This window comes from Nocardioides sp. (assembly GCF_047607365.1).
GTDB lineage: Bacteria > Actinomycetota > Actinomycetes > Propionibacteriales > Nocardioidaceae > Nocardioides.
This window is the reverse complement of sequence record NZ_JASGDD010000194.1, coordinates 1-15607: the sequence shown is the minus strand read 5'-3', so window position 1 is coordinate 15607 and position 15607 is coordinate 1. Positions and strand designations below refer to the sequence as shown.

Sequence of the window (15607 nt, the reverse complement as noted above, 5' to 3'; positions counted from 1 at the left end):
CATGACGGCTGCCCGAGAAGTGACGCTGGTTCTGGCCTCGCAGTCCCCCGCGCGGCTGAAGACCCTGCGCGGTGCCGGCATCGAGCCCCTCGTCATCGTCAGCGGGGTGGACGAGGACGATGTCCCGCCGCTCAGCCCGGCGGAGCTGGCGCTTCACCTGTCCACGCTCAAGGCCGAGGCCGTCGCCCGGCGTGACGACCTGCCCGAAGGGGCGCTCGTGCTGGGCTGCGACTCGGTCCTGGAGTTCCGCGGCGAGGCGCTCGGCAAGCCGCACACGTCCGACGTGGCGACCGCCCGGTGGCGGGAGCTGCGCGGCGGCACGGGGGTGCTCGTCAGCGGTCACACGCTGGTCGACACCGCGACCGGCCGGACGGCACGCGACACCGCCAGCACGACGGTGCACTTCGCCGAGGTCGACGACGCCGAGATCACGGCGTACGTCGCCACGGGCGAGCCGCTCCAGGTGGCCGGGGCCTTCACGGTCGACGGCCTGGGCGGGGCGTTCGTCACCCGGATCGAGGGCGACTTCCACAACGTCGTCGGCGTCAGTCTTCCCCTCGTCCGCGAATTGGTGCACACGCTCGGCTACCGGTGGACCGACCTGTGGTCGGTTCCCCTAGACTTCGCGGGTTCATAGATTCAGAGGAGTGACGTTGAGCAAGCCGCTGCAGAAGGTCCTGATCGCGAACCGTGGCGAGATCGCCGTTCGCGTGATCCGCGCCGCCAAGGACGCCGGCATCGGCAGCGTGGCGGTCTACGCCGAGCCCGACGCCAACGCGCTCTTCGTCCGGCTCGCCGACGAGGCCTACTCCCTGGGCGGCGCCACGCCGGCCGACTCCTACCTCTCGATCGAGAAGATCATCGACGCGGCGAAGAAGTCCGGCGCCGACTCCGTGCACCCCGGCTACGGCTTCCTCGCCGAGAACGCCCACTTCGCCCAGGCGGTCATCGACGCCGGCCTGATCTGGATCGGCCCCTCCCCCGAGGCGATCGACGCGCTCGGCGACAAGGCGAAGGCCAAGCAGATCGCCCTCGCCGCCGGCGCCCCGCTGGCGCCCGGCCTCAAGGACCCGGTCAAGGACGCCGACGAGATCGTCGCCTTCGCCCAGGAGCACGGACTCCCGGTCGCCATCAAGGCGGTCTTCGGCGGTGGCGGTCGCGGTCTCAAGGTCGCGCGCACCCTGGAGGAGATCCCCGAGCTCTTCGAGTCCGCGACACGCGAGGCGATCTCCGCCTTCGGCCGTGGCGAGTGCCTCGTGGAGAAGTTCCTCGACAAGCCGCGGCACGTCGAGACCCAGTGCCTGGCCGACTCCCACGGCAACGTGGTGGTCATCTCGACCCGCGACTGCTCGCTGCAGCGCCGCCACCAAAAGCTCGTCGAGGAGGCGCCCGCGCCCTTCCTGACCGACGAGCAGGTCGAGCGGCTCTACACCTCCTCCAAGGCCATCCTCAAGGAGGCGGGCTACGTCGGCGCCGGCACCTGCGAGTTCCTCGTCGCGGCCGACGGCACCATCTCCTTCCTCGAGGTCAACACGCGTCTCCAGGTGGAGCACTGCGTCTCCGAGGAGGTCACGGGCGTCGACCTGGTGCGCGAGATGTTCCGAGTCGCTGCGGGCGAAGAACTCGGCTACGACGATCCCGAGATCATCGGCCACTCCATCGAGTACCGCATCAACGCCGAGGACGGCGGCAACAACTTCATGCCCGCCCCCGGCACCCTGACCAAGTGGAACCCGCCGCAGGGCCCCGGTGTCCGCGTCGACGGAGGCTACGAGGTCGGCGAGACCATCCCGGGCTCCTTCGACTCGCTCATCGCCAAGCTGATCATCACCGGCCGCGACCGCACCCAGGCGATCGAGCGCTCGCGTCGCGCGATCGCCGAGTTCGAGGTCGACGGCATGCCGACCGCCCTCACGTTCGACGAGGTCATCGTCAACGACCCCGCCTGGGTCGCCTCCTCCAACCCCACCGGCGAGGGCTCCTTCGACGTCTACACCACGTGGATCGAGACCGACTTCGACAACACCATCACGCCGTACGCCGGCGAGGCGGGCGAGGCCGACGAGGCAGGCGAGAAGCAGACCGTCGTCGTCGAGGTGGGCGGGAAGCGGCTCGAGGTCGTCATCCCGGCCGGTCTCGGCGGCCTGTCGGCCGGCCCGGCCGCCGGCGCGGCCAAGAAGCCGAAGCGTGCCGGTGCGAAGAAGCAGGGCGCGGCGGCGTCGGGTGACTCCGTCACCGCGCCCATGCAGGGCACCATCGTGAAGATCGCCGTCGAGGAGGGCCAGGAGGTCGCCGAGGGCGATGTCGTGGTCGTGGTGGAGGCGATGAAGATGGAGCAGCCGCTCAAGGCTCACAAGGCCGGCACCGTGACCGGCCTCGCGGCCGAGGTCGGCGCCACCGTCACCAACGGCCAGGTCATCTGCGAGCTCAAGGACTGAGTTCGACGAGGTGCTTCGGCGTCAGTTCGTGCGCTCAGCGCCGTCCATTTCGCCGTCGCCAGGAGTGAAGAGCTCAAGGACACCATTCCGGGAGCGCCACAACGTGCCGTAGGAATCTCGGAATCGAAGATCCCACTCAAGGTCATCGATGCGAGCCTTCCGAGCGAGCGAGACGGCCACCTCTCTGGCACCGCCAGTGCCGATAGTCCCCAGCCTCTGATTTGCCTTCACCGCGCCTCGAAGCGAGAGCCCGAGGTCGACCTGAGCGTCGAAGATCGGCAACGAGCCACCGTTCTCGATGACCGCCAGAGCAACCGAGCGGCTCGCCGCGTCGTTGACCTTCAGGCCTGTTAGGGTCACGGCCATCGCGTTCGATCGCTGAAGATCCTCCCTGGCTCGTTCCTCCGCTCGTCGGGAGCCCACCAACTCGGCGACTGCCACCCAGACAGCAAGCGCGGTGCCCGCACCGCCCACCCACTCGCCCACTGATCCCCAGACGATGTCGTCCGCGGCACCCGCCTTGACACGGAGCCCGATCAGCAGTCCCACAACGAGCCCCCCGGTGAGCGTCGCGGGTGTTGCGTACCTAGTCGACATCAGTGCTCCAACGCTGAGGTGCGGCGCCTGCGATGTCCGCGAGCCGGGCGGCGAGGAACTCGTATCGGATGCGATACGAGGTTCGGCCCGAGCCGTCCGGGACGATCAGGCCGTAGTTTAGGAGCTGGTCGCGCTCCCACCCGTAATCACACGTCCCCTCCCGTGCGACATCGAGAAGGACCCCCCAGACCCCTGCGTTGTCGAGGAGGTGCTGCCATTCGGCGGAGAGCTGTCCGCACGCTCCGTCGAGGCGACTAGCAGCACCGGAGGCGGGGTGACCGTCGTAGACGTGCATGAGAGCCTCCTCAGCCAGGATCGGGAATTGTCCTGTCGTCTCGACCAGAGTCGCGTGGTCGGCGGCGTCGAGGCCGTCGGGGAAACCGCGCGCTACCAGTTCGGCGAACTCCTCCTCGTCGAATCCCTTGAGCAGAAGGCGCTGGCACGCGTTGGCGAGGTTGGAGAGGTCGGGGATCTGCTCCTCGATCACCGACAGGTCGCGACGACAGACCAACATGGCTGTGAAGGCGTACTTGGCCGTGTCATTGACCAGCTCGCGCAGCCGCCTCGTGGATAGGTCTGGATCGAGGGTCTGCCGCACCGAGTCGAACTCGTCGAAGACAGCCACGACTCGACGGCCTGCTCGCCGGAGGTCCTGCAGGCGTCGCTTCAGCACGTCGTTGGCACGCGTCTCGTCCGGGCGCTCGTCCGGACCGTCGTCCGGGAGAGGCAGCTCGTCGAGCAGCGCCGAGAGGATGCTTTGTCCGTCGTCGATCCCCCCGACCCCAATCCACACCGCCACGACGTTGTCCAGATGCATGGCCTGGTCGAGGACGAACCGTGCCAGCGAGGACTTCCCCACGCGTGGAAGCCCGATGATTGCACAACTCGCGCGGCCAGCCGCCACCGTGCGGAGGAGCATGAGCCGCTGACCACGGCGACCCACGAACCGCTCGCCGACAGCGAGGGTGGAGAAGGCGACGTACGGGTTGTCCTCGACGGCAGCCACGACCTACCCGCGCTCCGCCGGAACAATGGGACGGTTCGTCCGCAGCCACACGTCGAACAGGCCAACCCTGATCCTAAGGTTTCCCTGGGCGGTCCGCGTCAGGACGTCGCGTTGAATCAGGTCATCGAGGACACGCTGAGTGGTCTCGACCCCCGCCTCCAACAGAATGCTGCTGGGCCGAGCCGCCTGCCTGTCGGCCGTCTGCCAGGCGACCTGCCGGAGCACGTCGAGGTAGGCCTCTCGCGGAAACTCGTCCTCCGTGTCACCGGCCGCGGTAATCAGCGGATCGAACGTCTCCTCCCCCAATCGCTGATCTCCCGAGACCAGTGCCCGCGCGATCGCATCGACATCGGACTCCGTCACGAGCGGCGCGTGCTCCCGGTTGAGGTGCTTCACCAAGCTGCTGCACATGATCTGCAAGAACCAAGGACTGCAGCCCGTCAATTCCAGCAGACGTTCGATAGAGCGACCACGATAGCGGCTGCTTTGGTTGAGCAAGATCGGATCAGTCGCCAGGTCTCGGGCTTCGCTCTGACTGAGGTAGGTGAGGCGGTCGGACTTGGTGACCCCGAACTCATTCGGGAAGGCCGCCATGAACCGTGGCATCGAGTCCTGTCCTACGACGACCGTGTTGACCAGCCGGCTCTCCATCAACGCCTTCCACTGGCGCATAAACGACCGTTCCACGATCCCGGTCTTCACATAGCCGTAGATGTAGGTGAACTCATCAATGAGATACACGATCCGAGGCGCCCCGGAGCCGTCCGCCAAAGCCCGCTGCACACTCCGGAGTACCCCCTTCAGGCTGTCGAGTGTGAGCCTGGTTCCAAGATCCGGCCACTCGACCAATTCGTCCTCGCCTCGGTCCCGCAGAGCCTCCTGGAGCTCAGTGATACACACACGGAGGAAGCTGTAGTCGGCGGCGGCGTCAGCCGTGTCGATCTCACCCATCGTGAGCTTCACTGTGATCACCTCATCCGCGAGACGCTCCTTCACCTGCTCGAGCACCGAGGACTTGCCCGACCTTTTCTGGCCATAGAGGACGTAGCACTGCCCGAGCGGGCCGTCAGTCACCTGCTTGACCAAACTCTCGACCACATCGCGCCTGCCGTAGAACATGGCAGGGTCGGAGACGATGGAACCCCCCGCGTAGGACTCGAACGGATTGTCGATCGTCTGGAACGCGGTCTCCGTGTCGAGCCGGATCGGCAGCGAGAACGGCCACGATTCGTCCTTACCCAACGCGTTGAAGCGGATCTTCCCCGAAAGCGTGAATGCCTTCTCCGCGATCTGCGACTTCGTCGGCACGACCTTCAAGCGGATCTCACGCGCCTTGCCCGCGTGGAGCACCGCGATCGGTTCCATCGGCTCCCCGAGATCGAGACCATCGGTGGTGTCGACCTCGACAGTCACGTCTTCGATGAACGGATCACCCGGGGCGAGTCCGACGAGCAGCGGCACGCGAATGGAGTTGGCCTCGAGTTGGTAGTAGTCGTTCTCCATCGCATCAGTCACTGTGAGGTGGGCGGCCGCCGAATCCAGGTACGCCAGTTGATCTGATTCGACGCGTTCGAGCAGGCGCTCCGCGAAGGAGCGCAGCCCGACGACGCCGATCCGAGTGGCGTTCTCGTCGATCTGATCCACGAATGCCTGCAACACCGAACGAGCTCGCTCGTACGACGCGCGTCGCTCGACGAAGTCCGTCTGGCTGAGGAACGCGATCACATCGTCGACAGCATGGGCGAGATGGCCAAAGCGGCGTCGATCCAACTGGAACAGCGCCTCGTCGGCACAGTCCTCGACGTAGCCCCGAATGAGTTGCAACTCAGCCGGAGTGGCGACAGCTCCACCGTCGAGCGACTTGACGAGACTGCGGAAATTGACCTCGATCTCACGGATCTGGCCAGCCCTCTCCTCCGTCTGCACCGCATCGATTTCCAAGGCCGGTCTCAACCGCACAAGGTGATGCCCGAGGACGGCTCTGAGTTCAGAGCACCTCGCCTCGTAGTAGGGCAGGTGTGCCAGGAAGTCATGCCAAGCGCTTGGCGCCTCGTCGAATGCCTCCGCGAGTGCCGCCCACTTGTCCTCGCGCGCCGTGGCGGCCGCCGGAAGATACGAGGCCAGCAGCACGGGCACCTCGCGACTTACCTGCTCTGGTCGACAATGTGCAAGCGCCTCGGCGGCAAAGGTACGGACCGTGTCCTGATCAGCCGCGGAGACCGAAGCGCCCTCAGCCATGAGACTGAAATATCGGCGTAGCAACTCGCCGAGGTCCTGATCACCGGCTACGAGTGGCACCTTCCACGCCATGTGGGCCATCGTGAGCATCACGGGCGCCCGATCCTTCGGTCGACGGCCAGTGATGCTATTCAGATACGAACTGACTGCATCGAAGTCGGCAGGGATGAAGTCACCACGCGCCTTAACGCGCTCGTCGGCGCCGGCCATGGTGGGGTTCTCCAAGTAGAAGCGCGCAAAATCGTCGACGCCCGTGCTCAGATCCTGCAGGCTCACCAGATCGACCGCGTCGGGCTCCTCCGCCAGAGCCGCGAGCCGATCACGCATCGCGACGAGCGAGGACTCGCCAGGGAAGCTGCGGAGACCCTCATCGAGGATTCGCTCAGCCTCGTCGAAGTCGGACAAGCCGATCAGGCAGGTGACGTCCTGCTTCAGCAGGGTGAGGCGCTGGCGGGGATTCGCTGTCTTCATCAGCTTTGAGATGACGACACGCATGTCGCTGTACTGCTTGCCCTTGGCCAGGATGTGCAGGCGCAGATTGTCTACCGGGCGTGTGTCGCGGCCGAAGGCAGCCATGTGCTCGTCGAGGAGTGCGATGGCCTCACGCCACTGCTCCTTGCGGTTAAGTAGCCAGGCCAGTTCCTTCACAGCTGTCGCTGCGTCCGGTCCACCTGCCGCGACCGCCTCCCGATACAGGCGCTCTGCACCATCGAGGTCACGGTCAAGTTCGAGACGCTTCGCCGATTGCAGAGGCGTCACTCGACCACCGCGACGAGACGACCTGGGCGCGGGCTGACGCTTCGCTGCCGACGACGGTGGTGCACTCACGCGAGGAGCTAGGATGATCGGCACTGTCGGCCTGACGTCGACCGCCACGCGTCGTGTCCCGCCGCTTCGCGATGGCTCGACACGTTGCACGAAGGTGACTTGCCCGTGCCACTCCGACTCAACGGCGCGTCGCAAATTGGCATCGGCCAACGCGTCGAAGGAGAAATACACCAACTCGGGTCCCGTTGACCGCGTTACGACGATGAACCCGTAGCGGTCACGTGGCCACACCCGGTCGACTCGCCCCGAGAGCCGAACTAGGGCCGCCTCCGGAACGAGCCGGGTTCCATCAACCGGGGTCGAGGAGGAGCCGTCGACCACGTCGGAGACGGCGTCGCCCTCAGTGCCCTGTGTCGGGCCCGTCGCGATCGCTGCCGCTTCCTCGCCCGAGAGCAGCGGCATGAGTTCCGCATGGAGCGCGACGAGGTCAGCGCGGCTGGCTCCCTCTTCCGTCGTGAGGTACGCCGCGAGGTGAGACAGTCCGTCGACACTGCGGTCTTGCTGCGATGCCACCGTCGCTGCGCCGAGGTGGGCCCGTAGCACACCGAGCTCCGTCGCTCGCACGAACAGGTCGTACGAGAGGTCAGCACGGCCGACCTGGGCGGCGATCTCGGCCGCCAACACCATCAGCCCTCCGTTGTCTGCAATCTCCGCTGCAGTGACGAGCGGCCGGATCTCTGCCGCAGCTCGGGTCAGCTCCCGGACCTTGACGGCGTAGTTCCACACGTTGAAAGCATGAACGAAAGCGGCCCGCTCATCCTCGCCGAGGCCGTCCTTGGCACGAGCGAAGTCCGGCGCGCTCAGTGGCGGCAGGTCCAGCGTCCATACGGGTCGATCGACGACCGGGGCCCCGACCTCGGCGAGTGGCACAGGTGGGGCAGGCGGGGCAGGGTGCGCCGCGGGGGCGAGCGGGGCACTGCTCGGAGCCGCGGACTCGACCAGTACGGCGACCGCGGTCGGTTCGCCAGCGCGGCTACTACGAGGGCCACTATGGCGGACGAGACTGAAGCCGACGACGTGCTCGGCGGGAACGAGGTCCTCGGAAACCTCCGAAACCAACAGAACGTAGTCGTCGCCGAATTCCTCGATGGTCCCCGAGATTGACTCCTGTCCAGCGCCGCCAGAGACCTTGATCGTGACGTGACTACCGACCGGGGCGCGACTTCGGAGCAGACCGAACCGGCTCCCCGCTCCGCCACCACCCTCTGACATGCCCGCCTCCCGCCGATCGCCGCACCAATGCCGATGGCCGCAACAGTAGTGGGATCAGGACACTCCGACCTCGAAGTACGTCGACTTCAGCCCGAGGGCGGCGCGGAAGGCGTCGCCCGTGACGGTCGTCGAGCCGGCCGAGCCGGTGAGCTGGACCGAGGTGACCCGGCCACCCCAGTCGCCGTTGCCGTCCCGGCCGAGGATCTGGAGGCCGGTGAGGGTGCCGATCGCGGGCCACGCCTTCGCGACGGCGGCCGGGGAGACCGTCGCCGACCAGCTGTGCTGCTTGTTGCCCGACCACGCGTCGTACGGGTCGGCCTTGGCCTGCTGGTAGGCCACGGTGCCGCCGACGGTCCAGCCGCCGCTGGAGGAGCTGAACTGCGTGAAGGCGGGCGTGCCGGCGTACGTCAGGGTCTGGCCGGACGTCGCGGCGATGGCGGCGTCGGTCGCACGGGTCTCCCCCGCCACTCCCTTGTAGACCTGGCAGGAGGTCGAGTCGCAGATCTGGAACTGCCGGCCCTTCGCGACGTGCGCGCGGCTGTAGGCGGCGTAGGTGCGTGCGGCGACCGACTGCGCCTGGAGCGCGGCGGCACTCCAGCTCGACGGCATCTCACTCGCGACGACGCCCCGCAGGTAGCTCTCGAGCGACAGGACGTTCACGGTGTCGTGGTCCCTGCCGGAGTACGGCGCGTTGCGCAGCGTTCCACGGTAGGCGACGCTGCCGCGCCCCTGGGGCAGCATCAGCGCGATCGGGTCGCCGCCGGCGTAGAACTCCAGGGTCGACGCCGACGTGGTGAGGCGCTTCCACTTCCCCGAGCCGACCCGCGAGGCGATGGCGGTCTTGGTCGCGCTCAGCGGGTTGAGCCGCCAGGCGGTGGCCGAGGGCCGCTTGGCGGAGACGTCCCAGCTCGCCGAGCCGTCGGCGGCGCGCACGACCAGGCCGCGCCGCGCCTTGACGACGGTGTCGGGCGTGGTGTCGGCGCCGATGAGCACGCTGATCGATCCGGTCTGCGAGGTCAGCGTCGTGCCGGGGTAGTAGAACGAGAGGATCTGGGCGGCATCGAGCCCCTGCCGCGCGGCCCCCTCGGCGCCGTACTGCGACATGCCGCGGCCGTGCCCGTAGCCGTGTCCGGACAGGGTCAGCGTCGACCCGCTCGGCACCGCCAGCTTGACGCCCGCCGCCTTGGTCGCGGCGTCGGCCGGCCCGAGCAGGAGCACGGCCGCGAGCAGCAGCAGGGCGGTCGCGAGCGCGTGGCTCGCGGGGGTCGCACGGGACAGCCGGGGCATCTGTGACTCCTGAGACTGCTGACATAGATGAGAAGCGTGAAAACTCGTGGGAGTCTAGCGGCGTGTCGACTTGCATGTCACGAGCTCGGGGCTCGCGAGCGGAGTCGGCCCTGGGGGCGCCGCCCGAGGAGAGAGCCGTGCCCTAGCGACGACCACTAGCGGTCGAAGTGGTGCAGCCGTCGCGCGACCTCGGCGACCGAGCCGCTCAGCGAGGGATAAACGGTGAAGGCCTGGGCGAGCTCGTCCGCGGTCATCCGTGCGGTGATCGCCACCGACACCGGGTGGATCAGCTCGCTGGCGTTGGGGCCGACGACCACTCCCCCGACGACCCGGCCGGATCCGGGGCTGACCAGGAGCTTCACGAAGCCGTCGTGGAGCCCCTTCATCTTCGCCCGCGGGTTGGTCGCGAGCGGGAGCATGACGATCTCGGCCTGGTAGGTGCCGTCGTCGATCTGCTGCTGCGTCGTGCCGACGGTGGCGATCTCCGGCGAGGTGAAGACGTTGCTCGACACCTTCCAGACGTCGAGAGGGCTGACCGCGTCGCCCAGGAGGTGCCACATCGCGATCCGGCCCTGCATCGCGGCCACCGAGGCGAGCATGAAGACGCCGGTGCAGTCGCCGGCGGCGTACACGCCCCGGACGTTGGTGCGCGAGACGCGGTCGACGGTGACGAAGCCGCCCTTGTCCGTCTCGACGCCGGCCGTCTCCAGGCCGATGCCGGCGGTGTTCGGGATCGAGCCGAGCGCGAGGATGCAGTGACTGCCCGTGACGCTCTGGCCGCCCTCGAGCGTGACCGTCACGGTGTCGCCGTCGCGGGTCACGGACGCCATCCGGGAGCGGCCGAGGACGGTCATGCCCTTGCGGGTGACGACCTCCTCGAGCACGGCGGCGGCGTCGGCGTCCTCGCCCGGAAGCACGCGGTCGCGGCTGGAGACCAGCGTGACGGGGATGCCGAGCGCGAGGTAGGCGCTGGCGAACTCCAGGCCGGTGACGCCGGAGCCGACGACGATGAGGTGGGTGGGTGTCTCGGCGAGGTCGTAGACCTGCTCCCAGGTGAGGATCCGCTCGCCGTCGGGCATGGCGCTCGGGAGCGTGCGCGGCGTGGCTCCCGTCGCGACGAGGATCGAGTCGGCCTCGAAGCGGCGCTCGCCGCCGTCGGGGGTCGTCGCGACGACGGCGCCGGAGCCGTCGAGGCGACCGAATCCCTTGACCACGTCGACGCCATGGCGGACCAGACGCTCCTCGATGTCGGCCGACTGCTCCATCGCGAGCCCCTTGACCCGCTGGTTGATGGCCGTGAGGTCGGGAGAGATCAGTCCCTCGGGCCGGACGCCGTCGCGCAGCATCAGGCCGAGCTCGTTGGCACGGCCGACCTCGGTCATCAGCTCGGCGGCGGCGATGAGGGTCTTGCTCGGCACGCAGTCGGTGATGACCGCCGACCCACCGATCCCGTCGGAGTCGATCAGCGTCACGTCCGCGCCGAGCTGACGCCCGACCAGAGCCGCCTCGTAGCCGCCCGGGCCGCCACCGACGATCACCACAGAGGTCATGGGGCCATTCTGTCAGCCCTGGCCGCCGCCGGCCGAGTCAGGACAGCCCCCACTCCGCGACGTACGCCGTCACCGGCGCGACCGGCCCTGGCCGGACCTTCACGCCGCTGATGCGGGGGCTGGTGACGGTGACGACCGGGTTCATCGCGATCGGGAGCGCGACGGCGTCGTCGACGATGGTCCGCTCGATCTGTCCCCGGAGGTCGCGGGCGTCGTAGGGGTCGGTGGTCAGGGCGAGCTGGTCGAGCAGGGCGTCGCGCTCGTTGTCGGAGACGCCGGTCAGCGAGTGCTCGGCGTCGCTGCGCCACAGGGCGGCCAGACCCGCAGGATCCTGGGGCACCGCGACGCGGACCAGGGCCGCGTCGGCCTTGGGTGCGTCCGCAGGCTCGGCGAGGCCGGCCTTGCCGCAGTCCGTGACCACCCAGCCCGCCTCGGACATGCCCGAGACCATCGCCCCGAAGGCGCCACGGGCGAACTCGCTGGAGGAGTCGTAGGCGACGCACACCTTGGTGCCGGGCTGCAGCCCGGCGGCGGTGAGGTCGTCGGTGCCGTTGCCCGCCTTGCCCAGCTTCTCCTGGAAGCCCGAGTCCTCGAGCGCCTCGTCGTAGCCGGCGCTGCCGGTCGCGTAGACGAGGGCGTCCGAGCCGGTGTAGGCGTCGTCCCACCCGCCGGCCCCGGCCGAGATCAGGTCCCCGCGCGGGACCGACCTGAGGAACGCGGCGCTCGCCTTGGGGCGGGTGAACAGGCCGTGGTCGGTGCGCAGGGCGAGGACCCACATCGTGCCGTCGTTGCCCATGCCGACCTGGTAGTCGCGGCGCTCGAGGTCGTGGACGGCCTGCCAGTTCTCGATCGTGGGCGTCAGCTCGACGACGTCGGCGCTCGTGCCGAGGACGGCCAGCCGTTGGTCGTCGGCGGTCTGGCGGAGGGAGACGCGGGCGATCGTGGGCTTCTGCGCGCCGGCATACGCGCCGTTGGCGATGAGGTCGACGCGCTGGGCGCCGTCGGCTCCGGAGACCTTCTCGATGCGGTAGGGACCGCTGGAGAGCAGCCTGCTCCCCGCGGGCGTGGTGCCGGCGTCGACGGAGAAGCCGCCGTTCCAGGCCTTCGCGATCTTCGCCAGCGCCGCCTCGTCGCCGTCGCGGATGGCGTCGGTGACGGCCTTCTTGGCCTCCATCGGGTCGTCGAGCCCGAAGGCGAGCCGGCCGACGACGTGGGCGGGCACGGCGACGTCGAGGGCGGTGTTCCAGTCGGGCTCGGGCTCGCTGAACGAGACCTCGATCGCCCGCTTCGACTCCTCGAACGCGACGAGGTGGTCGCTCTTGGCGAGGTCGGCGCTCGCGGGCTCGAAGCCGGCGGCGGTGTCCGAGCCGGCGGCCCACGCGAGCAGCAGATCGGCGGCGTCCACGGCGATGCCGTCGGACCAGACCGGCTTGGCGAGGTCGTAGCGCACGGTGAAGGGCTGCTTCCGCACGATGGTGACCTTGCCGAAGCTGGTGTCGGGCACCACCTTCCCCTCGACCACCTCGGCGAAGTGGCTGCGGGTCATGGCCGCGACGTCGCGGTCACCCGCGGTCGCGCCGGCCGCGGTCGCGGCATTGAGGCTGGTGAGCACGCCCGGCCAGGCGACGGCGACCTTCGTCCCCGTGGTCACGCTCGCCGGCAGGCTCGGCCCGCCGCAGGCGGCCAGCACCAGTCCGAGCACGACGAACACCGCCGGCACGCCGGCACGCCCGCGGCCGCTGCGCCACGGAGTCAGCTTCACAGGGCGTCGTCCCGGGTCGCGCTCACACCGATCCCCGCAGGAAGCGCAAGGAGCCGTCGAGCTTCGAGGGCCGGGCGATGGTCTGCTCGGTGTAGAACGGCAGATCCTCTCCGAAGGCGGGGCCCGCGCCCCAGAGCCGCGCCAGGTCGACCACCCGCGAGGCGACCGAGAGGGCCCAGTCCCAGACCTCCGCGTCGTCGGTGACGAGATCGCCGAAGAAGCTGTAGGCCATGGTCCAGCCGTCGTCGACCTCGAGCGCGAAGGATCCGGCCAGGGTCGCGACCGTGGATCCGGCCGGCCCGCCGAGCAGGGCCCGGGCGGCCGGGACGTCGCCTGCCTCGGCGTACGCGCGGAAGCCCGCGTCGGGCGGAAGCGCGATCTCCTCCGCTCGCTGCTGGAAGCGCCACAGGCCCGACCCCTCGACGCCAGCGCGGTTCTCGTCGAAGGAGGACAGCAGGGTCAGCGCCGTGTTCGCGACGTTGAGCGGCGTCATCGCGCCGACGGTGCCGGAGTACCCGACCAGCAGGTGCGGCAGCGCCAGGCCGTGGCGTACGGCGACGTAGCCCTGACGTGAGGGGACGAAGTCGTCGCTCTGCAGCGAGAGACGGGTGCCGTGGTTGCCGAGCTCGACCCGCGGCTCGCCCTCCGTGGCGGCCACGTCCTTGCGTGTGCCGGTCAGGACGAGGCTCGGCAGCGCCTCCTCGGCCGGGTCGACCGACGCCGCGAAGCGGAGCCCGCGGGACTCGGCGATGGCTCGCGCAGCGTCGGACGACCCTGGCCAGCGTGGGACGCGGAAGCGTGCCATCCGGTCAGTTCCACCCGTCGGCGCCGACGGTCAGGCTGGGCCCGCTGCCCACGCCGTCCCCGATGTCGCCGAGATCCTTCTTGAGGTCCGCGACCGTCATCTGCGGTCCGCCCACCTCGGCGCTGGCGCTGTTGTACTCCTCGACGATCGTCGAGACCAGGGCGTCGCCGATGTCGGCGGTGACGCCGTTGGCGAGGGACTCCTGCAGCTCGCTCACCGCCGACTTGTACGCCGTCTTGGCGACCGATCGCGAGGCGACGAAGCCCGGGTTGTTCCACAGCTCGGAGGCGTGCTTGAGGGCGCCGTGCTCGCCGAGGATCCCCTGGGAGTCCATCAGCGACCTGAACTGTCCCTTGAGGTCCTTGAGCTTGAGCCAGTCGGCGACGTCGCGCGGGCCGGCGTACGCGTCGAGGACGCCGCTGCGCCGCATGATGATGTCGACCATGTGGGTGTAGTCGTCGGTGCCGGAGTCATGGGCGTCGGTGTGGTTGTTGCGGATGCTGTCGCGGAAGCGCGCCAGGCGGCCGGCGTCGGTGTCGGTCTGGCGGATCAGATCGATGTCGCTGCGGTGGCGGTGGGCGTGCGAGCGCATCAGCGAGGGCATCCCCATGTTGAGGTGGGTCTGCGCGAACTTGAAGGAGAACTCGATGTCCTTGAAGAGGACCTTCAGCTTCCCGACACTCATCTGATCGCTCCTCGGATCACTCGGTGATGTGCAGGCCGGCGATGTCGGCCATGAACTGCTGGACCAGTGTCTCGGCGTCGCCGGCGTGCTGGTTCATGTCGGCCTCGGCCTGCTCGAGCACCTCGAGGTCGAAGAGGATCTCGCCGACGTCGGCGCCGGTGTCCTCGACGATCGGCGCGTCGAGGATCATCTGCATCACCCCGGGGACGACGTCGTTGAGCACCTCGAGCACCGGTCCGTCGACGGCGTCGATGAGCTCGGACACGGCCAGGTCGACGAGGATGCCGGTGGCGACCTTGGTCGCGATCATGCGGGCGGCCGCGGCGGCCGCGCCGAAGGGACCGAGGGCGAGCAGCGGCACGAGGGTGGCGAGCGTCAGGGTCAGCTGGACCGCGAACTTCACCTTGAGCGCGATCACGACGGCCCCCGCGCCGTCGATGCCCAGCGCGATCGGGTCGAGCGCGTCGAGGAGCTTCTGCAGGTGCTGGGAGCGGTTGGTGTTCCAGGCCGCGATGTAGGCCTCTCCGCCTCGGCTGCGCATCCCCGCCGCGACGTCGGTGACGATCCTGGAGTCGGCCAGCTGGATCAGCGCCTCCAGGTCGTCCCGGAAGGTGCGGGTGAGGTCCGCGGCCTTGAAGACCTCGTCCTCGTTGATGTCGGGCCACTCCAGCCCGAGCTTGTCCAGGATCCAGATCAGGTTGTCCGGCAGCATCACCGCCATGTCGAGAGTCCTCCGTTCCCCGAGTCGTACGACGCTCTAGGCCAGCCCGTCGAGGCCGAGGTCGCCGGCCTCGTCCCGAGCCATCGCGAGGTAGCGCTCGCCCTCCTCGCTGCTGAGCCAGGCGTTGGCCATCGCGATGAAGGTCGCCGGGGCCTCCTCGGCCTCCTCGGGCGTGCCGAAGGGCCCGAGCCACGCCTCGCCCTCGCGGGTGTCGGCGGTGAGGACCTGTCCACTCGCCACGTCGTACCAGTAGCTCTTGGAGCTCACGTCCGCGTTCCTCTCAGTGTGGTGCTCTCAGTGTCCTGCGGGGCCGACCGCCGCCTGGCGTGTCGGCCCCGCGCATGCGATGGGTCGGTCTCAGGAGGTGGCGAGGCTGGAGTCCAGGTCCTCGAACGCCGTCTTCATCTGACGCAACGACGTCGCCATCGCCGGAATCGCCTCGATCGCCTGCTCCAGACCATCAGAGACCTCCTCATAG

General features: G+C 68.8%; 12 protein-coding genes. 2 read left to right on the top strand and 10 right to left on the bottom strand.

Annotated elements, in window-relative coordinates; genetic code table 11:
- The first annotated feature begins 1 nt into the window (after position 1).
- Both QM572_RS15065 and QM572_RS15060 read left to right on the top strand, forming a co-directional pair.
- Positions 2 to 637 carry a Maf family protein gene (locus QM572_RS15065; protein WP_415094527.1) on the top strand — a complete coding sequence of 212 codons (636 nt, stop codon included), beginning with the start codon at positions 2 to 4 and terminating at the stop codon, positions 635 to 637.
- Positions 638 to 665: 28 nt separating this feature from the next.
- On the top strand, positions 666 to 2438 hold the full coding sequence (locus tag QM572_RS15060) for an acetyl/propionyl/methylcrotonyl-CoA carboxylase subunit alpha (RefSeq protein ID WP_415094567.1): 1773 nt from the start codon (positions 666 to 668) through the stop codon (positions 2436 to 2438).
- Between the two features lie 21 nt (positions 2439 to 2459).
- On the opposite strand, the gene QM572_RS15055 is transcribed toward QM572_RS15060, so the two are convergent.
- The 10 genes from QM572_RS15055 to QM572_RS15010 form a co-directional block, all read right to left on the bottom strand.
- Positions 2460 to 3035 carry a hypothetical protein gene (locus QM572_RS15055; RefSeq protein ID WP_415094525.1) on the bottom strand — a complete coding sequence of 192 codons (576 nt, stop codon included), beginning with the start codon at positions 3033 to 3035 and terminating at the stop codon, positions 2460 to 2462.
- The gene (locus QM572_RS15050) at positions 3025 to 4041 is read right to left on the bottom strand and encodes an AAA family ATPase (RefSeq protein ID WP_415094523.1); all 1017 of its coding nucleotides are present in this window, start codon (positions 4039 to 4041) and stop codon (positions 3025 to 3027) included. The genes QM572_RS15055 and QM572_RS15050 overlap by 11 nt, the downstream gene beginning before the upstream one ends.
- Before the next feature lie 3 nt (positions 4042 to 4044).
- On the bottom strand, positions 4045 to 7977 hold the full coding sequence (locus QM572_RS15045) for an AAA family ATPase (protein ID WP_415094521.1): 3933 nt from the start codon (positions 7975 to 7977) through the stop codon (positions 4045 to 4047).
- A gap of 396 nt (positions 7978 to 8373) precedes the next feature.
- Entirely contained in the window at positions 8374 to 9606 is a 1233-nt protein-coding gene (locus QM572_RS15040; RefSeq protein ID WP_415094519.1) for a SpoIID/LytB domain-containing protein, read from the bottom strand.
- Between the two features lie 155 nt (positions 9607 to 9761).
- Complete coding sequence (locus QM572_RS15035) at positions 9762 to 11156, bottom strand: NAD(P)H-quinone dehydrogenase (RefSeq protein ID WP_415094517.1); 1395 nt, start codon at positions 11154 to 11156, stop codon at positions 9762 to 9764.
- A 37-nt stretch (positions 11157 to 11193) separates the two neighbouring features.
- Positions 11194 to 12918, bottom strand: coding sequence for an ABC transporter substrate-binding protein (locus QM572_RS15030; RefSeq protein ID WP_415094515.1), 1725 nt, complete (start codon positions 12916 to 12918; stop codon positions 11194 to 11196).
- Between the two features lie 22 nt (positions 12919 to 12940).
- On the bottom strand, positions 12941 to 13723 hold the full coding sequence (locus QM572_RS15025) for a hypothetical protein (RefSeq protein WP_415094513.1): 783 nt from the start codon (positions 13721 to 13723) through the stop codon (positions 12941 to 12943).
- A 4-nt stretch (positions 13724 to 13727) separates the two neighbouring features.
- Positions 13728 to 14408, bottom strand: coding sequence for a hypothetical protein (locus tag QM572_RS15020; RefSeq protein ID WP_415094511.1), 681 nt, complete (start codon positions 14406 to 14408; stop codon positions 13728 to 13730).
- Between the two features lie 16 nt (positions 14409 to 14424).
- Positions 14425 to 15129 (bottom strand): hypothetical protein, encoded by a 705-nt coding sequence (locus QM572_RS15015; protein WP_415094509.1) that lies wholly within the window; start codon positions 15127 to 15129, stop codon positions 14425 to 14427.
- Between the two features lie 36 nt (positions 15130 to 15165).
- Positions 15166 to 15396, bottom strand: a complete 231-nt coding sequence (locus QM572_RS15010; RefSeq protein ID WP_415094507.1) for a hypothetical protein — start codon at positions 15394 to 15396, stop codon at positions 15166 to 15168.
- Between the last annotated feature and the right edge of the window lie 211 nt (positions 15397 to 15607).